Source organism: Sulfitobacter sp. AS92 (assembly GCF_038900015.1).
Lineage (GTDB): Bacteria > Pseudomonadota > Alphaproteobacteria > Rhodobacterales > Rhodobacteraceae > Sulfitobacter.
In genome coordinates this window covers 1-23,575 of record NZ_JBBMQL010000006.1, presented here as the reverse complement: position 1 = coordinate 23,575, position 23,575 = coordinate 1, and the positions used below count along the sequence as shown (strand labels likewise).

16 protein-coding genes and 1 tRNA gene are annotated in these 23,575 nt (G+C 60.1%); 6 read left to right on the top strand and 11 right to left on the bottom strand.

The features are described 5' to 3' along the window. Positions 1–86: 86 nt before the first annotated feature. From kynU to WNY61_RS11990, 8 genes are read right to left on the bottom strand one after another with little or no spacing between them, the layout of a single operon-like run. Positions 87–1,277 (bottom strand): kynureninase, encoded by a 1,191-nt coding sequence (kynU, locus tag WNY61_RS12025; protein WP_342851676.1) that lies wholly within the window; start codon positions 1,275–1,277, stop codon positions 87–89. Continuing rightward, positions 1,278–2,105: a tryptophan 2,3-dioxygenase family protein gene (locus WNY61_RS12020; RefSeq protein WP_342851675.1), complete on the bottom strand. Its 828-nt coding sequence runs from the start codon at positions 2,103–2,105 to the stop codon at positions 1,278–1,280. It abuts the gene before it with no gap. Further along, complete coding sequence (locus tag WNY61_RS12015) at positions 2,102–3,724, bottom strand: AMP-binding protein (protein WP_342851674.1); 1,623 nt, start codon at positions 3,722–3,724, stop codon at positions 2,102–2,104. The genes WNY61_RS12020 and WNY61_RS12015 overlap by 4 nt, the downstream gene beginning before the upstream one ends. Next, positions 3,721–4,872 carry an acyl-CoA dehydrogenase family protein gene (locus WNY61_RS12010; protein WP_342851673.1) on the bottom strand — a complete coding sequence of 384 codons (1,152 nt, stop codon included), beginning with the start codon at positions 4,870–4,872 and terminating at the stop codon, positions 3,721–3,723. Before WNY61_RS12010 ends, WNY61_RS12015 begins: the two co-directional genes overlap by 4 nt. A 49-nt stretch (positions 4,873–4,921) precedes the next feature. Then, a complete protein-coding gene (locus WNY61_RS12005; protein ID WP_342851672.1) occupies positions 4,922–5,722 on the bottom strand; it encodes an enoyl-CoA hydratase family protein in 801 nt (266 codons plus the stop codon). After that, on the bottom strand, positions 5,712–6,173 hold the full coding sequence (locus tag WNY61_RS12000) for a MarR family transcriptional regulator (RefSeq protein WP_342851671.1): 462 nt from the start codon (positions 6,171–6,173) through the stop codon (positions 5,712–5,714). The genes WNY61_RS12005 and WNY61_RS12000 overlap by 11 nt, the downstream gene beginning before the upstream one ends. Continuing rightward, the gene (locus WNY61_RS11995) at positions 6,170–6,901 is read right to left on the bottom strand and encodes an SDR family NAD(P)-dependent oxidoreductase (RefSeq protein WP_342851670.1); all 732 of its coding nucleotides are present in this window, start codon (positions 6,899–6,901) and stop codon (positions 6,170–6,172) included. The genes WNY61_RS12000 and WNY61_RS11995 overlap by 4 nt, the downstream gene beginning before the upstream one ends. After that, the gene (locus WNY61_RS11990; RefSeq protein WP_342851669.1) at positions 6,898–9,189 is read right to left on the bottom strand and encodes a bifunctional salicylyl-CoA 5-hydroxylase/oxidoreductase; all 2,292 of its coding nucleotides are present in this window, start codon (positions 9,187–9,189) and stop codon (positions 6,898–6,900) included. The genes WNY61_RS11995 and WNY61_RS11990 overlap by 4 nt, the downstream gene beginning before the upstream one ends. 171 nt (positions 9,190–9,360) lie before the next feature. Between WNY61_RS11990 and WNY61_RS11985 the strand changes: the two genes are divergently transcribed. After that, positions 9,361–10,239, top strand: coding sequence for a 2-dehydro-3-deoxygalactonokinase (locus WNY61_RS11985; protein ID WP_342851668.1), 879 nt, complete (start codon positions 9,361–9,363; stop codon positions 10,237–10,239). Between the two features lie 12 nt (positions 10,240–10,251). Here WNY61_RS11985 and hpaR read toward each other — a convergent pair whose 3' ends face one another. Then, positions 10,252–10,722 (bottom strand): homoprotocatechuate degradation operon regulator HpaR, encoded by a 471-nt coding sequence (gene hpaR / locus WNY61_RS11980; protein WP_243264820.1) that lies wholly within the window; start codon positions 10,720–10,722, stop codon positions 10,252–10,254. Between the two features lie 186 nt (positions 10,723–10,908). Between hpaR and WNY61_RS11975 the strand changes: the two genes are divergently transcribed. Further along, on the top strand, positions 10,909–12,312 hold the full coding sequence (locus WNY61_RS11975) for a pyridoxal-dependent decarboxylase (RefSeq protein ID WP_342851667.1): 1,404 nt from the start codon (positions 10,909–10,911) through the stop codon (positions 12,310–12,312). A gap of 3 nt (positions 12,313–12,315) precedes the next feature. Here the strand turns inward: WNY61_RS11975 and WNY61_RS11970 are convergent, their stop codons facing one another. Next, positions 12,316–13,191 (bottom strand): hypothetical protein, encoded by an 876-nt coding sequence (locus tag WNY61_RS11970; RefSeq protein ID WP_342851666.1) that lies wholly within the window; start codon positions 13,189–13,191, stop codon positions 12,316–12,318. Between the two features lie 127 nt (positions 13,192–13,318). Here WNY61_RS11970 and WNY61_RS11965 point away from each other — a divergent pair. Continuing rightward, a tRNA-Thr gene (locus WNY61_RS11965) sits at positions 13,319–13,394 on the top strand. A 380-nt stretch (positions 13,395–13,774) separates the two neighbouring features. After that, positions 13,775–15,037, top strand: coding sequence for an ergothioneine biosynthesis protein EgtB (gene egtB / locus WNY61_RS11960; RefSeq protein ID WP_342851665.1), 1,263 nt, complete (start codon positions 13,775–13,777; stop codon positions 15,035–15,037). 54 nt (positions 15,038–15,091) lie between these two features. On the opposite strand, the gene WNY61_RS11955 is transcribed toward egtB, so the two are convergent. Beyond that, positions 15,092–20,317 (bottom strand): GEVED domain-containing protein, encoded by a 5,226-nt coding sequence (locus WNY61_RS11955; RefSeq protein ID WP_342851664.1) that lies wholly within the window; start codon positions 20,315–20,317, stop codon positions 15,092–15,094. A gap of 284 nt (positions 20,318–20,601) precedes the next feature. On the opposite strand from WNY61_RS11955, the gene WNY61_RS11950 reads away from it, so the two are divergent. Together WNY61_RS11950 and cueR are read left to right on the top strand one after the other, a co-directional pair. Next, the gene (locus WNY61_RS11950; RefSeq protein ID WP_342851663.1) at positions 20,602–23,127 is read left to right on the top strand and encodes a heavy metal translocating P-type ATPase; all 2,526 of its coding nucleotides are present in this window, start codon (positions 20,602–20,604) and stop codon (positions 23,125–23,127) included. Between the two features lie 9 nt (positions 23,128–23,136). After that, the gene (cueR, locus tag WNY61_RS11945) at positions 23,137–23,532 is read left to right on the top strand and encodes a Cu(I)-responsive transcriptional regulator (protein ID WP_342851662.1); all 396 of its coding nucleotides are present in this window, start codon (positions 23,137–23,139) and stop codon (positions 23,530–23,532) included. The last annotated feature ends 43 nt before the right edge of the window (positions 23,533–23,575 follow it).

The window sequence follows — 23,575 nt, the reverse complement described above, 5'->3', positions numbered from 1 at the left end:
TCTTTCTCCCTTGGTTGGTTTGGGCCTCTTTATCGGGCCCGTTCTGTTGGGTCGTTGCGCCAGCTTAGCGAGGGGAATTGACCCTGTCAGGTCACCCTCGCGCGGGTCTTGTATTTTTCGTCATCCCAAAGCCGATTTTCCATCACATCGCGGATAATCGCGACGGCTTTGGATACGTCGGAGGCATCGAGATAAAGCGGCGTGAAGCCAAAACGCATGATGTCCGGCGCGCGGAAGTCGCCGATCACGCCTCGGTCAATCACGGCCTGCATCGCGGCATAGCCTTCTTCAAAGCGGAAAGACACTTGACTGCCGCGCTCCGCACTGTTGCGCGGGCTGGCGAGTGTCAGCTGCGGCGCGTCACGCTCAATCTCTTCGATGAACTGCTCCTGAAGCGCGATCGAGGCGGCGCGTAGGTCTTGCATGTCCACATCGGCCCAAAGTTCCATCGCCACTTCCAGCGCGGTCAGTTGGATCACCGGCGGCGTGCCAACCCGCATCCGTTCAATGCCCTGCCCGGGTTTGTACTCAAGATCAAAGGCAAAGGGCTGACGGTGCCCCAGCCACCCGGCCAGTGCCGGTTGCACCTCATCCGCCAGATCAGGCCGCACATAGATGAACCCCGGCGCGCCCGGCCCGCCGTTGAGGTATTTGTAAGTACAGCCGACCGCAAATTCGCAATTGCTGCCCGCCAGATCAACCGGCAACGCGCCCGCGGAATGCGCCAGATCCCAGATCATCACAGCGCCACTGGCATGGGCCAGCTCGGTCATCGCTTTCATGTCATGCTTGCGCCCCGTGCGGTAATCGACCTCGGTGAGCATTACAGCGGCGATGTCTTCGTTTATGGCATCCTTCACCTCTTCGGGTGCCACGCTGCGCAGCTCATAGCCTTGTTCCAGCAGCCCCACCAAGCCTTCGGCCATATAAAGGTCCGACGGGAAGTTGCCCGTATCCGACAAGATCACCTTACGACCGGGCCGCAGTTTGACCGCCGAGGCCAGCGCTTGAAACACTTTGATCGACAGCGTGTCGCCCATCACGACCGACCCTTCCGGCGCACCAACGATCCCAGCGACCATATTGCCGACGCGCGTGGGCTGTTCCATCCAACCGGCTTGGTTCCAGCCGCGGATCAGCATTTCACCCCATTCGTCGGTAATCATCTCCTGCACCCGCGCGGCGGCCGCTTTGGGCAACGGCCCCAGCGAGTTGCCGTCGAGGTAGATCACGCCCTCAGGCAGGATAAACTGATCTTTCTTCAATACGTCAGACACTTACAGTGCTCCTCTCACATGCCAAAGCTCTGGGAAAAGCTCCACTTCAAGCATTTTACGCAGATAGGTCACGCCCGACGTGCCCCCGGTGCCGCGCTTGAAACCGATAATGCGTTCCACGGTGGTGACGTGGTTGAACCGCCAGCGGCGGAAATAATCCTCGAGATCGACCAGCTTCTCGGCCAATTCGTAGAGTTCCCAGTGGGTTGTCGGGTCTTCGTAAACCTTTTTCCACAGCGCTTGAACTTCGGGTTTGGGCTCCCAGGCCTTCGGCTCTGGGCTGCCTGCCAACGACGGCGCGCCCATCCGTTCACAGAGCAAATCAATCGCCACCTGATAAAGGCTGGGCTGCTCCATCTCGGCCACCAGTGCTGCATGGGGTTCTGGCGTATGCTCATGCAGCTTGGTCAGCGCGGCGATACGGTTGCCAAGTAGGTACTCAATCAAGCGGTATTGATAGGACTGAAACCCCGAAGACGCACCCAGATACGGGCGGAATTGGGTGTATTCGCTCGGCGTCATCGTACGCAGCACGTCCCACGCGGAGTTGAGCTGCTCAAAGATCCGCGCAACACGGGTCAACATCTTGAAACTCTGCCGCAATTCCCCGGCTTGCAGCGCCTTACGGCAGGCGGTCAGTTCATGGATCGCAAGCTTCATCCACAACTCTGACGTCTGATGCTGGATAATGAACAACAACCCGTCATGCGCCATATCCAGCGGGTTTTCGGTGGTCAGAATTTGGTCCAGCCCCAGATAATCGCCATAGGATTTATCCTTTGCGAAACTCATCTTCGCGCCTTTGGAGGCTTCGTCAAACGTGCTCATTTACCCTCTCTCAGCGCGAAACGCTGGATCTTCCCGGTCGCAGTCTTGGGCAGTTCCTTGATAAAGCGAATGTCACGCGGGTATTTATAGGGCGCGATCGTCGCTTTAACGTGGTCCTGCAATGTTTTGATTGTATTGGCATCTTCTGGCGCGCCGTCAACCAGAACCACATGCGCCTGTACGATAGACCCACGCGCTTCATCCGGCGCGGCGACGACGCCGCATTCGCTCACCAGCGGATGGCTCAGCAATGCCGCTTCAACCTCCGGCCCGGCGATATTGTAACCGGAACTGATGATCATATCGTCGTTGCGCGCGGCGAAATGGAGGTAGCCGTCCTCATCCATTGTGAAGCTGTCGCCGGTGATGTTCCAGCCATCCTTGACGTAGTCAGCCTGCCGCGCATCGCCCAGATAGCGACAGCCGATAGGCCCGCGCACAGCCAAACGCCCTACTTCGCCGCGCGTCACCTCGTTGCCATCGGCGTCGATCACCCGCGCCTCATAGCCCGTGACAGGTCTCCCGGTACAAGCAGCGCGGTGGTCATCAAACCGGTTGGAGATGAAGATATGCAGCATTTCCGTGGCGCCGATCCCGTCGAGCATGGGTTTGCCTGTTTTCTCCTTCCACTCATGATAGACCGGTGCGGGCAGTGTCTCCCCCGCAGAAACAGCGGCGCGGAGACTGCTGAGGTCCGCGCCCTCTTCCATCGCCTGCAACATGGCACGGTAGGCCGTGGGCGCGGTGAAACAGACGGTTGCCTTATACTTCTCAATAATCTCAATCATATTGGGCGGACTGGCGGTTTCCAGCAGCGTTGCCGCGGCCCCGAAACGAAGCGGGAAAACCGCAAGCCCACCAAGGCCGAAGGTAAAGGCCAAAGGCGGCGAGCCGACAAAGACATCCTCAGGGGTGACCCCCAGAACCTCACGCGCATAGCCGTCCGCAATAATCAATAGATCGCGGTGAAAATGCATTGTTGCTTTGGGGTTACCGGTTGTTCCTGAAGTAAATCCAAGCAGCGCCACGTCGTCCTGCGCGGTATCGGCGGCCTCAAACTGCACCGGCTTTTCGAGCGCCAAACGGTCAAGCTCTGCATCATGGTTGCTGGTGCCGTCAAAGCCCACGACCGTTTTCAGAAATTTCGACGATTTCGCGCAGGTCGTCATCTCATCCATCAACCGGGTGTCGCAAAGCGCGTGGCTGATCTCGGCCTTATCGACAATCGCCGACAACTCGCCTGCGCGCAGCATCGGCATGGTGTTGACGACCACCGCGCCCGCCTTGGTCGCGGCCAGCCAGCAGGCCACCATCGCCGGGTTGTTCGCCGAGCGGATGAGCACCCGATTGCCCGGCTTTAACCCCAGATCATCTACCATGGCGCGGGCCAGTCGGTTGGTCCAATCGGCGAGTTCTTTGTAGGTGCGCCGCCGCCCATTGCCGATCAACGCTGTGTGGTCCCCAAACCCTTTTTCGACCATTGAATCAGTTAGTTCAACGCCTATATTCAAGCGCTCAGGATACTCGAACTTCGCAAGCAAAAGGTCCGGCCATTGGGCAAACGGCGGCAGGTTGTCACGGGCGAATGTGTCTTCATGCCCGGTTGGGTGCAGCTTCATGTCATGGCTCCCAATGTCTGGCGCGCGATCACAACACGTTGCACGTCTGACGCGCCTTCGTAAATGCGCAAGGCCCTGATTTCACGGTAAAGGCGCTCGACGGCCTCACCATGCCGCACGCCGTCGCCGCCGTGCAATTGAACGGCTGTGTCGATGACCTTTTGCGCCTGATCGGTGGCAAAGAGCTTGGCCATTGCCGCCTCCCGCGTCACACGCGGTGCGCCGCTGTCTTTGGTCCAAGCAGCGCGGTAAACGAGCAGTGCCGCTGCATCGACGTCCACGGCCATGTCAGCGATATGGCCCTGAACCAGCTGCAACTCACTCAGCGGCGCCCCCTGCACATGCCGACTGGTGACACGCGCCAGCGCTTCGTCCAGCGCACGGCGGGCAAAGCCCAGTGCGGCAGCGGCCACGGTGGAGCGAAAGACATCCAACACCGACATGGCGATGGCAAAGCCGCGTCCCGCTTCGCCCAAAAGCGCGGAGCCGGGCAGCTTCACCCCGTCAAAATGCAGCGTAGCCAGCGGATGCGGCGCCATAACCTCGAGCCGTTCCTCGACCTTCAGGCCCGGCGTATCGGCGGGCACGATGAAGGCCGACAGTCCCTTGGCCCCCGGTGCCTCTCCGGTTCGGGCAAACACGGTGTAGACATCCGCGATGCCGCCATTGGAAATCCACGTCTTGCGCCCGTCGAGGACATAGCCGTTGCCTTCGGCCTTGGCCGTCATGGTGGAGTTTGCCACGTCGGATCCAGACTGCGGTTCGGTCAATGCGAAGGCCGAGATCGCCTGCCCCGAGCGCGTCTTGGGCAGCCATTCGGCCTTTTGCTTATCCGTCCCGAAAAGCGAGATCGCCCCGGTGCCAAGCCCCTGCATCGCAAAGGCGAAATCAGCCAGCCCGTCATGACGTGCCAGCGTCTCACGGATCAGACAGAGGGTGCGCACATCCAGCACCTCATCGCCCTCGGCGCCGCTGTGGCGCAGCCAGCCGTCTTGGCCCATCATCGTCACCAGATCGCGGCAGGCGCCATCGGTGTCGCCGTGATCCACGTTCTTCAGTTCTTGCCCAGCCCATTCATCGAGCGCCAGCGCCAATTCCTTGTGGCGCGGCTCAAAGAAGGGCCAGTCGAGAAAACTTTTGTCAGCCATGGTTTACGCCTCCCCGCGTTGTTTTGTCATTTGGCGTGTTGTTATTGGCTCAGTCCCCTTCAAAGACTGGGCGTTCCTTCGCGACGAAAGCGTTGTAGGCGCGCTCAAAATCGCCGGTCTGCATGCAGATCGCCTGCGCCTGCGCTTCGGCTTCGATGGCCTGTTCGATGGACATGGCCCACTCCTGCGCCAGCATGGTCTTGGTCATCATATGCGCGAAATTTGGGCCCGCTTGAATTTTCTGCGCCAGTTTCAGCGCTTCCTCTTCCAATGTGTCGCCTGTCACCAAGCGGTTATAGAAGCCCCAGCGTTCGCCTTCCTCGGCGGACATCGCCCGCCCTGTGTAGAGGAGCTCGGCAGCCCGCGTCTGGCCGATGATGCGCGGCAGGATCGCGCAAGCGCCCATGTCGCAGCCTGCAAGGCCCACGCGGGTGAAAAGGAAGGCCGTCTTGGCTTCCGCCGTTGCCAGCCGCAGGTCCGAGGCCATGGCAATGATCGCGCCCGCGCCGACGCAGACACCGTCGACGGCGGCGATCACCGGCTTGCCGCAGTTCACAATTGCCTTGACCAAATCTCCGGTCATCCGGGTGAAACGCAGCAGTTCCTTCATGTTCATCCGGGTCAAAGGCCCAATGATATCATGTACATCGCCGCCGGAGCTAAAGTTACCTCCGTTGGAACCGAAGATCACCACATCGACATCATCGGCATAGACCAGATCGCGGAACCAATCGCGCAGCTCAGCGTAGCTGTCGAAGGTCAGCGGGTTTTTCCGGTCGGGCCGGTCCAGCCGCACGGTAGCGATCCGGTCGTTAATCTCGCATTGAAAGTGCTTCACATCACTGCGCATGGGCTTTTTCCTCTTTTTCCGTTTCTGCGGCGAAAGCCTGAAGGCGGGCCGCCATAGCGCGGGCTTCCTCGGGGGAGACTCCGCGCAGTTTTTCGTTGATCCAGTCTTCATGTGCCTGCGCTTGAAGCGCAAATTCGGCGGTGCCTTGGGGTGTCAGCCGCAGCATCATCGCGCGGCGGTCGCCGGGCACGGGGATGCGTTCCACCAGGCCCTCTTCGCTCAGCCGGTCGGCGATGCCCGTGACATTGCCATTTGATACCCGCAACACGCCCGAAAGCTGGCTCATCTTCAGCCCCTCCGGATGCCGCGAGAGCGCCGACATCACATCGAAGCGCGGCAGCGTGGTATTGTGTTCGCGGCGCAGCGTGTCGCGCAACTCCTGCTCAAGGCCGCGCACGACTTTCAGCAGCCGCAGCCAGAGGCGCACGCGATCCTTGGCCGCGCTGCTCACACCTCGCCCCCCGACAAAGACAGCGCGTGGCCGTTGACCGAAGCGGCGGCGTCCGACAGCAAGTAGAGCGCTGCGGCGGCGACTTCCGAGGTTTCTACGAAGCGGTTTTGCGGGCTGGCGCGCTTCAGGATGGCGCGGGCCTCATCTGCGCTTTTGCCGGTGGTGGCAGTGATGTTCTCGACCGAACGCTCCAGCAGTGGCGTGTCAATGAAACCGGGGCAAATGGCGTTCACGGTGATGCCGGAGCGTGCCACTTCCAGTGCCAGCGCGCGGGTCAGCCCGACCACGCCGTGTTTCGCCGCGACATAGCCCGCGACATAAGGATAGCCCTTAAGCCCGGCGGTGGAGGCGACGGCGATGAGCCGGCCATGTTTGGCCTCTCTCATCTCGGCCAGCGCCGCCTGCCAGACATTGAAAACGCCGGTGACGTTGACCGCCAGCATGTCGGTCATGTCCCGCGCGGTGATCTTGTGGAAGGGCGCCGAATGGGCGGCCCCTGCATTGGCGATGACGCCAGTGATGGGGCCATTTTCCGCACGGGCGGCGGCGAAAGCATCCGCCACGGCCTGTGCATCGGTCACGTCACAGGTCTGGAACGGCAAGCCCTGTTCGCGCAGGGGCGCTTCACGGCGGCCCATGATGGTCACTTTCGCGCCGCTGTCGGCCACGGCGCGGGCGATCTCTGCCCCCACGCCAGAGCCGCCGCCGGTGATGATGATATGGCTCATACTTTCTCCATTTCAGCAGCGCGATCTGCGAGACGCCAAGCCTGATCGCGGCCCGGCCCGTAAGGCAGCGGCCAGTCGGCATGGCGGTCGCCAATCGCGGCGGCGGCATGAAGCGTCCAATAGGGATCGGCCAAATGCGGACGGGCAAGGCAGACCAGATCGGCACGGCCGGCCATCAAGATCGAATTGACGTGGTCCGCTTCAAAGATGTTGCCCACCGCCATGGTCTTGATCCCGCCGTCGTTGCGGATGCGGTCGCTGAAGGGGGTCTGGAACATGCGGCCATAGACCGGCTGGGCTTGTTTCGAGGTTTGGCCCGCGGACACATCGATGATATCGGCCCCGGCTTCGCTGAACATGCGAGCGATTTCAACGGCTTCTTCAGGCGTGACGCCGTCTTCTTCAACCCAGTCGTTGGCGGAGATACGCACTGCCATCGGCTTCCCTTCGGGCCATGCGTCGCGCATCGCTTTGAAGACCTCAAGCGGATAGCGCATCCGGTTTTCCAGGCTGCCGCCGTATTCATCTTCGCGCTGGTTCGACAGGGGCGAGATGAAGGACGAAATCAGATAACCGTGGGCCGCGTGCAACTCAACCATGTCGAAACTGGCGCGCTCGGCCATGCGGGTGGCCTCGACGAATTCGTCGCGGATCGTATCCATGTCATCGCGCGTCGCGGCGCGTGGCACGGCGTTGTTTTCCGACCACGGGATCGCGGAGGCCGATATGATGTCCCAGTTCCCGGCTTTCAGCGGCGCGTCCATCTCTTCCCAGCCGAGCTGTGTCGAGCCTTTGCGCCCCGAGTGGCCGATCTGGCAGCAGATTTTGGCATCCGTCTCGGCATGAACGAAATCGGTCAGGCGCTTCCACGCGGCCTCGTGCTCGGGCGCATAGAGGCCCGGACAGCCCGGCGTGATCCGACCCTCGGGCGAGACGCAGGTCATCTCGGTATAGACCAGCCCCGCGCCGCCCTTGGCGCGTTCGGCGTAGTGGATCAGGTGCCAATCGGTCGGGCAGCCATCGACGGCCTTGTACTGCGCCATGGGCGAGACGACGATACGGTTCTCGAGCTTCATGTCACGCAGTTGAAACGGCGCGAACATCGGCGCGCGCACCGGGCCGTTGCTGTCGGCGCCCGCCTGTTCGAGGAACCATTTCTCGGCCCCTTCCAACCACTTGGCATCACGTTCGCGCAGGTTTTCATGGCTGATCCGCTGGCTGCGGGTCAGCATGGAGTAGTTCAGCTGCACCGGGTCAAGATCGAGATAGCGCTCCACGTCCTCAAACCATTCGACCGAGTTGCGCGCCGCCGATTGCAGACGCAGCACTTCGAGCCGGCGGGCTTCTTCGTATTTCTCAAAGGCGGTGGGCAGGTCCGCATCATCGCTAACGTGCTTGGCCAGCGAAATCGCGGATTCCAGCGCCAGTTTCGTGCCCGACCCGATCGAGAAATGCGCCGTGGCCGAGGCATCGCCCAAGAGCACGACATTCTCATGGCTCCACTTTTCGCAGAGTACGCGGGGGAACTTGATCCAAGCTGAGCCGCGGATGTGGCTCGCGTTGGTCATCAGCTTGTGGCCGCCGAGGTGGTCTTTGAAGATCTCCTCGCAGATCGCGATGGTCTCTTCCTGGGTCTTTTCGCCGAAGCCGTAAGCGTCAAAGGTCTCTTGGCTGCATTCCACGATGAAAGTCGCCGTGTCCTTGTCGAACTGATAGGCGTGGACCCAAATCCAGCCTTTGTCGGTCTTCTCAAAGATGAAGGTAAAGGCGTTGTCGAACTTCTGATGCGTGCCGAGCCAGACAAAGGGGCAGCGGCGCACGTCGATGTCGGGTTGGAACGTATCTTCGAACTCCATCCGGGTTTTGGAGTTTAGCCCGTCGGCAGCGACCACCAGATCGTAATCGTCCATATAGTCAAACGCGGCTTTAACTTCGCTTTCAAACTGAAGGTTCACCCCCAGTTCGCGCGCCCGTTCTTGCAAGATCAGCAGCAAACGTTTGCGCCCGATGCCACAGAAACCGTGGCCAGTGCTGTGGATCACATGGCCCTTATGGTGTAGGGCAATATCGTCCCAATAGGCAAAATGGCTGCGGATCTCTTTGGCCGAAACCGGGTCGTTGGCCTCAAGGTTATCGAGCGTCTCATCCGAGAGCACAACGCCCCACCCGAAAGTGTCATCGGCGCGGTTACGCTCCATCACGGTCACATCGGCGTCAGGCTGGCGCAGTTTGAGCGAGATCGCGAAGTACAGCCCCGCAGGACCACCGCCAAGACAGATTGCACGCATCGAAATTCCCCTCTGGTTCGGTTTGGAGGGAGCCTAGGCCGAGTCGCTTTTTCGTTCAAGAGTAAATATTTTAGGCTTAAAGTAATATTGGCAAGACGACGGGCAGAAGGATTGAACCCAATGGTCACAGGGCCTATGGCAGACAGGAGATTCACGACGAAGGGCGGCAAAATGACAGATGTGAGCAAGGCAGACTGGCTGGCCGTAGAGGTAGAGGAGACGCGTTTGAACCTCTGGGCGATGCAGGGCAGCTCAGTCCTTGAGACCGCTACAACGGATGGCGACGCCGCGCAGCAGTCCTCCGTTGAGGAGTTCGACGCGATACTGAAAACCCTCACCGCTCCGTGGCGTCTGACCCGCCTACCGACATTTGTTGCGGGGCTCTCTGCGGGCTGGGCCAATGCCACCCCCCGCGCGGTTCCTTGCAATGCAACTGCCCAAGCAACAACGCCCAATGCAACAGAAAACTTCGACCTTCAGATTATCCCTTCCCTGCGCCAGCGTGAGCCAAGTGGGTTGCTGCAAGGGGCGGAGACGCGGATCGCAGGTTTTCTGAACCTCAATAAAGATTGGGACGGTGTCATCTGCCTGCCGGGAGCGACTTCGGTTTGGGCCCAGATCAGCGCAGGCGAAGTGGTTAGCTTTCAGACCTTCCTGACCGGAGAATTGCTGGGCCACTTGGGCCAAGGCACCCCCGCCGAGGGCACCGCGCTGGACGACACGGCCTTCGACGACGCCCTCAGCGATGGGCTGTCGCGCCCAGAGCGGCTGGCGGGGCGGCTGGCCTCCATCCGTGCCGACTTGACATTGGGAGAGGTTCCGCACCCCACGGCGGAAGCGCGGTTGGCTGGTACGCTTATCGGCGCGGAACTGGCGGCAGCGCGCCCCTATTGGTTGGGGCAAACCTTGGCGGTGATCGGCGCAGGCGGCGCGGCGCAGCTATACCTGCGGGCCTTGTCGCAGCAAGGCGCGCCCGCGACCGAAGCTGACGGCAGCCGCATGGCATTGGCTGGGATTTGCGCAGTGCGGCGGGCGGTCAACGGGGGCTAAGCACCCTGCCCGTCAGTCTTTCTTCTGCCCATCAGTCTTTTTCTGCATATCCAAATTGACGAGGTCTTCGAGCATATCCAGCAGGTCTTCCATCCGCTGCTTGCCGAAACGCGCTTCAAAATCGGAAAACAACGCGGCGGCATCACCCGCGTGGTCTTGCAAAATTTGCTGCCCCTGATCGGTAATCGTGACAATAGATTTGCGCCCGTCGTCTGGGTCACTTGCGCGGCTGAGCAGTCCCTCTTGCTCCATCGCGCGTAGCATACGGGTCAGGCTGGGCAGCAAAAGGCAGGCTTCTTGCGCCAGTGCAGTTTGCTCCATCGGGCCGGATTCTTCGACCACGCGCAGCACGCGGAACTTCTGTTCCGAGATGCCGCTTTCATTCAGGATTTCCCGGATCGGTCCCATTACCCTTTCGCGGGCGCGCAAGAGCGCAATCGGCAGGGAACGGGCCGTGCGGCGCAGGGGGGGCATTGTGGCCATTCTTGACGGTTTCCTGATCGCTACTTACCAAGTCAAACACCGCCCCTTAGGGCGTGACGATCACCATAACCGCTGTAGTGGCATTCTTGAAGAGGCGATGCAGAGCGGAACAATAGTGAGACAATACAACAACAAGGGGCAGGAAATGCGCAACAGAACCAAGACAAAGAACCACGGGAGCCGCGCATGAATTGGGAAGATTTCCGCCATTGGGGCCGCCGTGCCGCCGACTGGGCCGCAGATTACCACGCGGGCCTGCGCAGCCGCCCGGTGCGCGCACAGGTCACCCCCGGCGCGGTGCTCTCTGCCCTGCCCGACGCCCCGCCCGAAGGGGCCGAGGCGATGCAGGCAATCTTTGACGATTTTGAGCAGACCATTATGCCCGGCATGACCCATTGGCAGCACCCCCGGTTCTTTGCCTATTTCCCCGCCAATGCGGCCCCGGTGTCAGTGCTGGCGGAGTATTTCGTTTCAGCCATCGCGGCGCAGTGCATGCTGTGGCAGACCTCTCCGGCGGCGACTGAGTTGGAGACCCGCGTCTGCGATTGGATGCGCCAAGCCATTGGCTTGCCAGATGGGTTCACCGGGGTGATCCAAGACAGCGCCAGCTCTGCCACGCTTTGCGCCGTACTGACCATGCGCGAACGAACGTTAAATTGGCAGGGCAACAAAGCGGGGCTTTCCGGTCAGCCACGCCTGCGGGTCTATTGCTCAGCAGAGGTCCACACCTCCATCGACCGGGCCATCTGGATCGCGGGACTGGGCGAAGAGAACCTTGTGCGCATCCCGACCCAAGGCCCAACCCGCGCGATGGATGCAGACGCCTTGCGCGCAGCCATCGCTGCCGACCGCGCAGCAGGGCATCTGCCTGCGGGCATCATCGCCTGCACGGGCGGCACCAGCGCGGGCGCAAGCGACGACATCGCCGCCGTAATGGATGTGGCCGAGGCCGAAGGGCTTTACACCCATGTCGACGCGGCATGGGCCGGATCGGCGATGATCTGCCCTGAGTTCCGCACCCTCTGGGCCGGGGTGGAACGTGCCGATTCCGTGGTGATGAACCCCCATAAATGGCTGGGTGCGCAGTTTGATTGCACGACCCACTTCCTGCGCGACCCCGAAGATTTGGTCCGCACGCTGGCGATCCAGCCGGAGTATCTGAAAACCCACGGCGCGGACAGAATCGTGAACTATTCCGAATGGTCGGTGCCACTGGGCCGCCGCTTTCGGGCGTTGAAACTATGGTTCTTGATCCGTGCGCATGGGCTGGAAGGGCTGCGCGAGATGATCCGCAACCATGTGACATGGGCGCAGGATTTGGCCGCACGGCTTGAAAGGACGGAAGGCTTTGAGATTGTCACGCAACCGATGCTATCGCTCTTCACCTTCCGCCATATTGCGACCGCAAACCTAGATGCGCATAACCAAGGCCTGCTCAATCGCATCAACGACGATGGCCGCATCTACCTCACCCAAACCCGCATCGACGGGGCGCTGGTCATCCGGTTCCAAGCGGGCGCTTTCACCGCCACGGCCGAGGATGTGGCCATGGCCTATGACGTGATCACCGAATTGGCCGGTGCAGACTAAGCCTTAGGGCGTGATAAAGGTGACACCCGGCATGGCGCGGATGATCTCGACATCCGCGTCATAAAGCGCAGTCATCCGCTCGACCAACTCTTCGGTCCAGCCGGGCATGTCGAGCTCTTCTTCGATCTCTTCTTCGAGCGCGTATTTGTCGAGAAAAGCGGTAATTACCCGCCGTTTCTGCGCCTCAGACATCTCAGGGTGCGTGTCGACATAGCTGCGGAAACGCCGCATCCCCTCTTCGGACATGATGGCGTGCAGAAGATCAAAGCCGCCTTTGATCTTGGTCTCCGGCGCCAATCCGGCCATGTCGCGGATGATCTGCGCCCAGATCAGCGGCGCATCCTCGTTGCACCAAATTGTAATTGGGACATCCGGTGCCGCCTCGCGCAGCTGGCTTATAGTTTCGGACCATCGCAGGTCTTCCGGGCCCCGCTCGCCCCAGAACGCCGCCGAGGTTTTATCTGCCGCTTTTTCATAAAGCACGGGCACCAGCGACGCAGGGTTTCGAATCGCCATAAAGATGCTGATCTCATCTTCGGGGAAAAGCTGTGCCATACGCATCATCCGTACAGGCGCTGCCGAATATAGCATCCCCTGCTGCAGGGCCGTCGCCGGCGAGCGGAAGAAATTCGCATCCGACAGGATCACACGGCTTGCCGTCCCATCATCCAGAAACGCATCCAGCAATACGTCACGCGCCACGCCCGACGGCTCGGCTTTGTGCATGGCGTTGAGTGTGTCGCGAAACAGGTTGCGGTAGGTGCTGGGTCCCGGCACCTTGATCCCCGCCTTGGCAAGATCATCTTGGTTACGCAGCAGGCACTTAAGCAGCCGCTCGTCTTCTGTGAAATGGACACCTGTGTGCAAAACGAGCTGCATGATACTCCGCTCAACCGCTAAAACCTTGGCGTTGAATAGCCCGTCCCGTGGCCCGTGTAAAATCCGAAAGAATCCCGCATTTCCCCTCTTGCACCCCCCGCGTCCTTTCTCTAAATGAGCCCCCAGTGCCCCTATAGCTCAGCTGGTAGAGCAACTGATTTGTAATCAGTAGGTCCGCGGTTCGAGTCCGTGTGGGGGCACCACTTCTTCTGAATAATTTCAAACGCCCTATGCTGAGACCTGCCTCGCGTGTTGATGATCCGCGCGACGTTTTCGGCCTTACTTTGCTATTGAGGGCAAGGCCGGGCGGCTTATGGAGCCTTCCGGCGAAAGCCCAAGCGTACGCTTAGGTTTTAACCGCGGCGCCGCTCTTGCGTGTCGAAAAGACAGCTAACAGTCAGTCAGCACCTGCTGCGCGCGGCTTTTGGGCGACGTGCCCCGAGGCGATCTTTTGCGCTAGGCCAAGCGCGAAAGCCCTCCATGCCCCACCTGTTAGGCATCACTTACCACTTGAAATCTGCACGTCGGCCTTAAATTTGGCCATAGTGGAGCCCGTCAGTGGACCATCAAAGGAGCGCGCGATATGAATGCCACCCCCCTGGAAATGTCCCCTGATGAGGCGTTGAACCTTTTCACTGCGACCCGCAGCCGGACGCAGGCATTGGCGGCACCGCTCTGTCCCGAAGATATGATGCTGCAAAGTATGGAAGACGCCTCTCCGGTGAAATGGCATCTGGCGCATACGACGTGGTTCTTTGAAGAGTTCATCCTCAAACCGCGGGTTGCGGATTACAGGTCACCGGATGAACGTTTCGCCGTGCTGTTTAACTCTTACTATGTCCAAGCCGGGCCGCGGCATGCCCGTGACAAACGCGGATTGGTGTCGCGCCCGGACGGAGGGGCCGTGCGGGCCTACCGGGATCATGTCGAAAACAGTTTGAACGATTTGATGAACGCCAGCCGCGACGATTCTCATGAGATCGCGCATTTGGTCGAACTGGGCTGTCACCACGAAATGCAGCATCAGGAGCTTTTGATCACGGACCTGCTGCATGGGCTGAGCTTTAATCCCCTCCTGCCGACCTATAAAGACCCCGAGCCGCTTGTGGTGACTGATCAAACCCCGCTCAATTTCACGCGCCACGCGGGCGGCCTTATCGAAATTGGTCATGACGGAGACGGCTTTGCGTATGATTGCGAAGGACCGCGGCACAAGACGTGGCTTGACCCCTTTGAGATTGCCGACCGCCCGGTGACCAACCGCGAATGGATCGCTTTTATGGAGGATGGCGGCTACAGCGACGCGCGGCTTTGGCTAATGGAAGGTCATGCAGTTGCGCAGCGCGAAGGCTGGGAGCATCCGCTATATTGGTGGCGGCAGGATGGCGAATGGTGGACCTTCAGCCTGCGCGGCCCCCAGCCCGTAGCGCTTGACGCGCCCGTCGTACATGTCAGCTACTATGAGGCCGAAGCCTTTGCCCGTTGGGCCGGGGGCCGTTTGCCCACCGAAGCAGAGCATGAGGTCGCCTTTCGCGACGTGGCGATGGGCGGCAACTTGATGGGCGATGCGGGTGATCTTGGGCCGCTCCGGCCTTTGCCTGGACAGGGCATTTGGGGCGATGTTTGGGAGTGGACATCCTCTGACTTTGCCCCCTATCCCGGTTTCCGGCCGCCTGAAGGCGCTTTAGGTGAATACAACGGCAAGTTCATGGTCAACCAGCGCGTGCTGCGCGGTGGTTCCTGTGCCACGCCTAAAGATCAGCTCCGTCCCAGCTACCGGACGTTCTTTTATCCGCATCAACGCTGGCAGATGATGGGCCTGCGATTGGCCCGCGATGCGCGCTAGGTTTGGCTTAGCAAAATGGATGCGCCCCGATACGGGATATAGGTACCGGTCCTGCTATTGAATCCCCACCCTGAACTGCACGGCCCCGGTTTCTCCAGGTAACATTTGCCCCGTGCAGTTCCACTCGATCGCACCTGCATAGCTCGCCACATTGCTTGCAGGTCGCACCAGATCACAGTTGAGATTGGGCGACACCTGCTGCGGATCGACAATTGGCTCTGAAAGGCTCGTATAGGGCGGTGTCATATCATAGATTTTGACGTTTGAGGCTTGCGTGGTCGCCTTGTTGCGCAGGTAAATCCGGTAGAGCAGGATATCATTGACACTGCCGAGATTGGTGGTCCCTTCCAGCGTACCTTGGGTCTCATTCTCCACCGTTTTGCGCAGTTCAATCTGGGTGGATTGCCCGCCGACCGAGATTTCATCGGTGTTGCTGACTGAGCTTGTAACCGTGGTGCGCGCAAATGCAGTCGCGGCCAGCACTTGATAAACATAGGTGCTGCCCTGCCCAGCGCCCGATCCCGCAGAGACGCGCGAGACGATGCAGATGGTTTGCCCCGTGGTGACTGCGATGGGACCGGTGATCGGTCCGTCAAGGCTGTCGTCACAACTGACATCTTGATAGAGCGCTGCGCTGAAAGCGCCGGTCGGGGTCGATGTGGCCCCGGCGAAGGAGAAGGTCACCTGCCCTTCAGACGTGGCGGTGTAGATATGCGGCAAGGTGGCCACTTGGCCTTGTGCGACCGTGGTGGTCCGATCATTCGTCAAGCTGGGCAATTGCAGAAGGCCGATGTCCAACCCCATGCGATTGCCAAAGGCTTCGGGCGTGAAGGTAAATTCACCATCATGCGGATTCGCGTCCACCAGGTCGGGAAGTCCGCTCGTTGCTTCTGAGATCGCGCGGTAGTCATTGGCTGGTATTGCACGGATTGTGATGGCCCCGCTGTAGGTGCCTGAGAGCCCATAGCTCCAAGTTCCATCGGCCGCCACACCGGGCGTGGCCAGCACTGTGCCACTGCTGTCGAGGATCTCAAGAACTGCGGATGAGGCCCCGCTTTCGCTGCCGTTGCGCAGCGCGTCATGCGCAGTGCCGCCGCCTGCCCCGTTATCGATAAAGACCTGGCCCGACAAGATCCGCTCCCCCGTTACCAAGTTCACCGAATAGGACGCCTCATCATCATCGGGGAGTTGGTCAAAAAGGTCATCGGTCAACGGCCCGGTGTTGGGATCGCTGTCAGGATCGGGTAGCGAGCTATAGATAATCTCGGCCTGATTGGTAAAATCGCCGCTGCCCAGCACCGCGGTGGTAATCGTCAGCGTCTCACTGGCACCGCTGAGCAGCTCATCCACAAACCACAAGCCAGTATTGGGGTCATAGGTGTCACCAGTGGCAGGGGCATCGTCGGAAACATAGGCAAACCCACTGGGAATCTGGTCAATCACCTTGACGCCAGAGGGTGAGCCGCCGCTAACGTTGGTTATTGTGATAATCCAATCAATCGTGTCGCCTTCGGATACATTTGTGATGGGTGTGGTGGTGCCAGTTGCCGCGGCGATTTTGGTAAGTTCAAGATCGCTTCCCGCCGGGTCAAAGCCAAAGTCTTGATCTGTGGTAACGCTATTGCCAGAGACCGCCACGCCAATCAGAGGATTTGAGGTGCCGATGGTCAGCCCTGAGGGCAGATCCGGGTCCGCCTCATCCAGCGCCACACGGTAGGTCGTGTTTACCATCAGATCACCCACCGCGTAGGTGCCATCGGCCAGCGTATCGGTTGTCACTAGAAACACGTCATCGGCAGTGTTGGCTGGGGTGCCATTGTCGGCATAGACCGAGATGCCCACACCTGCGCCGAAATTTGTCTCTCCGTTATCCTTCACGTCAGAGGCATCTGCATCCTCGTAGATATTGCCGGATATGCCTCCCAGCGGGATCGGCGCCGGCCCCCGGCAGGAGATGCCATCGCTCTGATCGCCTTCATCACCAGGGATGTTCGAAACCAGTCGCGGCACACCCGTCGCGGTGGAAATAATGAAAAGATTGTTGGTGGTGTTTGAATAGCCATAGAGCCTGCCATCGCGGTCAAACCACAATGCATCGAACATTCCGGCATAGACTGCAGGCCCAATCGCTTGCGGTGTCACGCTCCCCGGTGTGCCGTTGTTGACTGCCGCGCGGAACAAAAAGCCGGAGTTTCTGTCGATCCCATACATGATGCCGTCAACAGGGTTAAAGGCCAGGTCTTCCGGATTAACGCCGATGGTGAGGTTGATTGTTCCCAATGCGATCGGCGCGGCAGGGTTGGTCAGGTCAACGATCTGCCAAGTATTTTGGTCTACTTCGTAGATCAGCCGACCATTGGGCAGAATATCCCCCGCATTCAAGGCATCGTCCGCCCCAGAAATATTGCCGAAGTCCGTGATACTCCCAGCCCCATCGATCCGATAGAGCCTCCGGGTGTTCGAATCCACGCCATAGATATAACCGTCCAGTGCGTTGTATCCCCACGCCCCATCCCGGTTATCCCCCGTTGAAGCCGAAGAATTCACCGTGGTGGCATAGCTGCCCCCGCCATCGCGAAAGGTCATTCGCACAAGTGTGGAAGGGCTGTCTACGATCGCATAAAGCGATGCATCGCAAACGAGCGGCGGCGGATCACTGGAGATGGTGAGCGCGTAGTCTTCCACTTCGCCCTCAAAGGCGGTGTTAAGGCCGGCATTGTCCGTAGACCAGCGAAAGCGGGCATAGGTCGGCAGGGTTGTGGCCCCGGCAGGAACCGCCACCTCAAATAGGATCGACCCATCGGTGGCGCCATCCTTATCAAGCGGGTCGCCGTCTTGCAGGTTCAGGGCGACCTGCTCCCCCACTTGGCCAAAGGTACCATCGCCATTAAAGTCAATGAAAGCCTGAAGATACGACGACCTTGTTGCGCCGCTTCGGTCGTTCACCGTGACTGCAATCTCGGCCAGCCCCCCGCGATAGAACTGCGGCAGGACCACCCCGTCTTCGTCATCAGACCCATCGGCGTCGTCGCCCGTAGCCCCGATAGAGTTCTGTGCCAGCAGATCAATATCAGGCGGGACCGTGCCAAGATAGACCTCAGGCGCGCCGGGGCCTTCGATGATATGCTGTGGATCGCCATAGCTGGCCGGGGCATCGCCACGGTCAGCGTCGGGCGGCGTCTTGATGGTGATGCCGTAGTCCTCGACTTCCCCGTCGGGTGCAGCGGTAAGGGCACCCACCCCGGCCGCCGACGACCAACGCAGGCGGACGAATGTCGGCGTCAGTACCGCCGTCGCCGGAACACTTATGGGAAAGGAAATCTCTCCGTTCACCGCGCCGTCGAGGTCTTGGGGGCCACCGTCTTGGATGTCGGTCGCCACCTGATCCCCAAGAAAGAGGCCATCGCCCCCGAAATCGACGAAAGCCTGTAGATAGCCACTGCCCGGGGACGGCTCATTCACAACCACCGTGGCCGTGCGGGTCAGATCGCCATAGAGCTGCGGAAACGCCTCTTCGCTTTCGTCGTCGTTGCCGTCCAAGTCATCGCCCGTCCCGTCGACCGAATGCTGCGCTGAACCGTCGCCATCGCCATTGAGCGCGCCGATCCAGTATTGCGAGGTGTCGGCATGTTGCGGATCACCATAGGTGATCGGCGCATCGCCCCGGTCGGGGCCGGATCCGGCGTAGATCGTGGTGGGATCGTCGCGCCCTGCTCCCGGCCCGTTCGAGGGGGTGCCATCCCCATCGCCGGGGTTTTCCGAGTCGGAAAGATCAGACACAACCGTCCCCCCCGGCGTTTGCGCGGTCACCTCCGCCTGATTGGAGATCGTGGTGTCCAAATCTTCGGGCACCAGCGTGTAGGTCGCCGTATAGACGGCCCTTTCCCCGACCAGCAGCGTGCCTTCGGGCGACAACGATGTTGCGGCCTGAAAGGTAATTACCGGCGGCACGCCCTTGCCGCTGAACTGCGTCTCGGCAAGCTGCACATTGGTCAGATCGACATTGCCGAAGTTTTCTGCGGTGAAGACATAGGCGATCGTCTCCCCCGCGTCGGCATAGCCGTTTAGGTTTGTATCCACCAACTGCGCGAGTTTCAGCAGACCGACAGAGCCCACATCGATAGAGACCTGCGCCGGGGCAGAATAGGCCTGCGGTTCGTTGGGCAAGACGATGGGCGACTGATAGCGGTAGTTGATTGGTGTCGGCGCTGCGAAAAAGGCTGCGAAAGGGGTGAAGGTCAACTCTCCGGTCAGATCATCATAGCTCCATGTTCCTTCCCCTAGCACATCAAACCCGACCCGGTGGCCTTCGGAATCGGTCACAATGTTAAGCGCACCTGTGGGCGGGATCAGATCAACGGCCTGTTTGGCATATTCGCTCGGCTCACCGGAATTATTTGCGGGGGCGTTGTTGTTCTCTGTCGCGACGCTGTCGTTGAAGAGGATGTTCAACACAACCGGCTCACCCAGAACCTGCTCTTTCAGGTCGTCTTGCAACACGGGCGCTTTGAAATCGCCACATTGAAGGTCATAGGTCTGCGTTTCGTCATAGGTCGGATTGGACAGCAGAACGAGAAAGCCGTTGTTCGCGGTCCGGCCAAAGTTGAAGGTCGATGTCTGCGGATAGAAAATTTCCAGCCCAGAAACCGGCTGGTTGCTATAACCTTGATCCCCGGCGAGATAGAAAACCTCTGTCCCGAGGTTCGCATCCGGCCCCTCAATATAGCCCCGATAGGTTGTCGCACTTCGATCAACCCGAACGAATTCGACAGTGCCATCGCAGATATTGACATAGACCTGTTCGTTGACGGGCCCATCAATGTCGTTAATTTGAAAAAATACATCCGCGACAACCGGCACACCGCCAGAGTTGGTCGTAATATCATGGGTGCCCGCCTCATAGAGGTAGAAGTCCATAAAATGCGGATCCTGCCCCGTCGACGTGATCTGGATCTGGCCGTTGCCGGTGGTAAAAACATGGTCCCTGCTGGCAAAGGCCATCTCAGCGACGATATCGACGGCCACGCCGCCCACGGTGCCGGCGTTGGACCACAATGCACGCTCTCCGATACCGGCACCCACAACGGTTGGCGCCCCGACAGTGTTCAGAATCAACTGCTGCGCAAATGCTGCTTTTGTCGTGAAAACCAGAGGCAAAAGCGTGGCGCAGAGAATCCTCAAGCCAAGCGCCGCGCCCCCGCGTCCCCGTCGGGCCACCGAGAAGAAACCGCTAAAAATGCGTTCTAGAAAGACGCCTATAAAATTCAGTTCAAAATGCATATTCGTGCTCACTACCTTTTGACACAACTTACCGACGAAGCGAGTTGGAAGCAGTTGCGCAGAAAGGTATTAAGATATGCTTCCGAATAGCGATGCAGCGCTCATGACGCCCAGATATCCTGTAAAATAGGCTATTTCGCCCAAAGCGATCTGCGTTCTGGGCTGATCGCTGGCGCGCTCTTCAGGTCATTCACCACGATTCTCCCTTTCCTACTCCGCCCGTTTTATTTGTGAAATAGGCCCTTGACCCTCCAGTGGCTGGAAGCCCCATATGAGGGTTATCAATGAAAGAGGCTCAAAAAATGGACGATGCGGATACACTCACCTTTGGGGTGCAAAATATGAGCTGCGCGTCTTGTGTGGGACGTGTGGAAAAGGCGGTGAACGCGGTTGAAGGCGTTCGCGAAGCGCGGGTGAATTTGGCTGCGGAAAACCTGCGTGTGAGCACAGCCCCCGGTTTCGACGCGGCGAAGGTCGAAGCGGCGTTAACCCAAGCCGGCTACCCAGCCCGCAAGACGACTCATCGGTTAAAACTTTCCAATATGAGCTGTGCCTCCTGTGTGGGTCGGGTCGAGCGTGCTCTTTCCGCGGTGCCCGGCGTGCTCTCGGCCTCTGTTAACCTTGCGACAGAAGAAGCGCAGGTTGAGACCTTGGAGGATGCGAACCTGCTCACAGCCCTGCGCGATGCCGCAGCTCAAGCAGGCTATCCCGCGACCCTTGATACGCCAGGCACCCCCGGCCCAGATGCCGCCGCCCGAAAAGAAGCGGAAGCCGCGCAGCTTAAGCGAATGACGTTGCTCGCAGCGGCCTTAACAATTCCGGTTTTCGTGCTGGAAATGGGCGGTCACCTGATCCCGGCGTTCCACCACTGGGTACTGACGACCATCGGGATGGAGACAAGCTGGGTCATTCAATTCATCCTTACAACACTCGTGTTGGCGTGGCCGGGGCGGCATTTCTATACCAAGGGGCTGCCTGCCCTGCTGAAGGGCGCGCCGGATATGAATTCACTGGTGGCGCTCGGCTCGGGGGCGGCTTGGCTTTTCTCGGTGACTGCCCTTTTTGCGCCGGGTCTGCTGCCAGACGGCAGCCGCGTGGTGTATTTCGAAGCGGCGGCGGTGATCGTGACGCTGATCTTGCTGGGCCGCTATCTTGAGGCGCGCGCCAAAGGGCGCACCGGGGCGGCCATCACCAAATTGATGGGTCTGCGCGCGCGCAGTGCGCGGGTTGAGCGTGACGGAGCAATCGTTGAGCTTGCCATAGATGATATCGTGGCGGGGGACATCATTCACCTCCGCCCCGGTGAGAAGATCGCCACAGATGGTGTTGTCACCGAAGGCCAATCCTACGTGGATGAGAGCATGATCACGGGCGAACCTGTACCAGTTGAGAAAGCCATCGGCACAGAGCTTGTCGGCGGTACAGTCAATGGCACCGGCAGCCTCACGTTCCGCGCAACCAAAGTTGGCGGCGACACGATGCTGGCGCAGATCATCCGCATGGTCGAAGAGGCCCAAGGCGCAAAGCTGCCCATCCAAGACTTGGTAAACCGGATCACCCTGTGGTTTGTTCCTGTGGTGATCGCCGTAGCATTAGTGACCTTTGGTGTCTGGCTGGCCTTTGGCCCGTCGCTTGGCCACGCTCTGGTGGCGGCGGTGGCGGTGCTGATCATCGCCTGCCCCTGTGCGATGGGTCTGGCCACGCCGACCTCGATCATGGTCGGCACCGGACGGGCGGCGCAATTGGGCGTGTTGTTCCGCCAAGGAGATGCGTTGCAAACGTTGCAAAGTGTTAAGACCGTGGCCTTGGACAAGACCGGCACGCTGACCAAGGGCAAACCCGAACTCACCGATCTGGTGCTGGTGGGCGATCTTACCGAAGACGAGGTGCTGCCCCTGATTGGCGCGGTCGAGGTGCGTTCAGAGCATCCAATCGCCCAAGCCATCGTGCGCCGGGCTGAGCTTGCGGGCAAACTGCCCAGCGACCTGCGTGATTTTCAATCGCACACCGGCTATGGGGTCAGTGCCACGGTGTCAGACCGCAAAGTTATCTTGGGGGCTGACCGTCTTATGCTCCGCGAAGGGATCGATCTGGACACCAACGGGCCGATCGCGGCAGACTTGGCCAAAGCGGGGAAAACCCCGCTCTATGCCGCAATTGACGGCCAGTTGGCCGCTGTGATTGCCGTCGCCGACCCCATCAAGCCCGGCACGCCAGAGGCCATCGCGCGCCTCCATGACCTCGGACTTCAGGTGGCAATGATCACCGGTGACAATCGTGGCACGGCAGAGACCATCGCCGCGCAACTGGGCATCGATCGCGTCGTCGCCGAAGTACTGCCAGACGGCAAAGTGGCCGCCATCGACAAGCTGAAAGAGGGCGGCAACCGTATCGCCTTTGTCGGTGACGGGATCAACGACGCCCCAGCACTGGCGCAGGCCGATGTGGGCCTTGCCATCGGCACGGGCACAGATGTGGCGATTGAGGCCGCGGATGTGGTGCTGATGTCGGGCGACCTGCGCGGCGTGGTCAATGCCATCGACGTGAGCCAGCGGAGCATGGCCAACATCCGCCAGAACCTCTTCTGGGCCTTCGGCTATAACGTGCTGCTGATCCCAGTCGCGGCGGGCGCCTTCTATCCGCTGACCGGCTGGCTTTTGTCGCCCGCATTGGCCGCCGGCGCGATGGCCCTGTCGAGCGTTTTTGTCCTCAGCAACGCGCTGCGTCTGCGCTGGATTGCCGCCCCCTTGGCCGAAAGCACCACCCCACAAAATGAACCACGGGCTGCCGCCCCCGTGGCCGCAGAATAGGAGCGCAACATGAACATCGGAGAAGTCTCACAGCACACCGGCCTGCCGCCGAAAACCATCCGCTATTACGAAGATATCGGGCTGGTCAAACCCCTGCGCGACGCCAATGGCTACCGCGCCTTCCGCGAGAGCGAGATGCACAAGCTGGCCTTTTTGGGCCGCGCCCGAACCTTGGGGTTCAGCATCGAAGATTGCCGCAACCTGCTGGCGCTTTGGGAGGATAAGAACCGCGCCAGTGCGGATGTGCGCGCGATTGCGAAAGAGCATTTGGCGCAGATCGAAGCCAAGATCAGCGGCTTGCAAGATATGCGCGACACGCTGAGTACACTGGTCCGCGACTGTGCTGGGGACGACCGGCCCGACTGTCCGATCCTCAAGACGCTTGGCACAGCGACGGCGTCATAGGCATCATTCCGAAAACAAACGGCGCCGCCCAGTCAAGCTGGGC

Coding starts and splice junctions, on each gene's coding strand:
- WNY61_RS12020 (WP_342851675.1), bottom strand. CDS start 2,105: ATGAGCACGTTTGACGAAGCCTCCAAAGGCGCGAAGATGAGTTTCGCA.
- WNY61_RS12015 (WP_342851674.1), bottom strand. CDS start 3,724: ATGAAGCTGCACCCAACCGGGCATGAAGACACATTCGCCCGTGACAAC.
- WNY61_RS12010 (WP_342851673.1), bottom strand. CDS start 4,872: ATGGCTGACAAAAGTTTTCTCGACTGGCCCTTCTTTGAGCCGCGCCAC.
- WNY61_RS12005 (WP_342851672.1), bottom strand. CDS start 5,722: ATGCGCAGTGATGTGAAGCACTTTCAATGCGAGATTAACGACCGGATC.
- WNY61_RS11995 (WP_342851670.1), bottom strand. CDS start 6,901: ATGAGCCATATCATCATCACCGGCGGCGGCTCTGGCGTGGGGGCAGAG.
- WNY61_RS11990 (WP_342851669.1), bottom strand. CDS start 9,189: ATGCGTGCAATCTGTCTTGGCGGTGGTCCTGCGGGGCTGTACTTCGCG.
- WNY61_RS11985 (WP_342851668.1), top strand. CDS start 9,361: ATGACAGATGTGAGCAAGGCAGACTGGCTGGCCGTAGAGGTAGAGGAG.
- hpaR (WP_243264820.1), bottom strand. CDS start 10,722: ATGGCCACAATGCCCCCCCTGCGCCGCACGGCCCGTTCCCTGCCGATT.
- WNY61_RS11975 (WP_342851667.1), top strand. CDS start 10,909: ATGAATTGGGAAGATTTCCGCCATTGGGGCCGCCGTGCCGCCGACTGG.
- WNY61_RS11970 (WP_342851666.1), bottom strand. CDS start 13,191: ATGCAGCTCGTTTTGCACACAGGTGTCCATTTCACAGAAGACGAGCGG.
- egtB (WP_342851665.1), top strand. CDS start 13,775: ATGAATGCCACCCCCCTGGAAATGTCCCCTGATGAGGCGTTGAACCTT.
- WNY61_RS11955 (WP_342851664.1), bottom strand. CDS start 20,317: ATGCATTTTGAACTGAATTTTATAGGCGTCTTTCTAGAACGCATTTTT.
- WNY61_RS11950 (WP_342851663.1), top strand. CDS start 20,602: ATGAAAGAGGCTCAAAAAATGGACGATGCGGATACACTCACCTTTGGG.
- cueR (WP_342851662.1), top strand. CDS start 23,137: ATGAACATCGGAGAAGTCTCACAGCACACCGGCCTGCCGCCGAAAACC.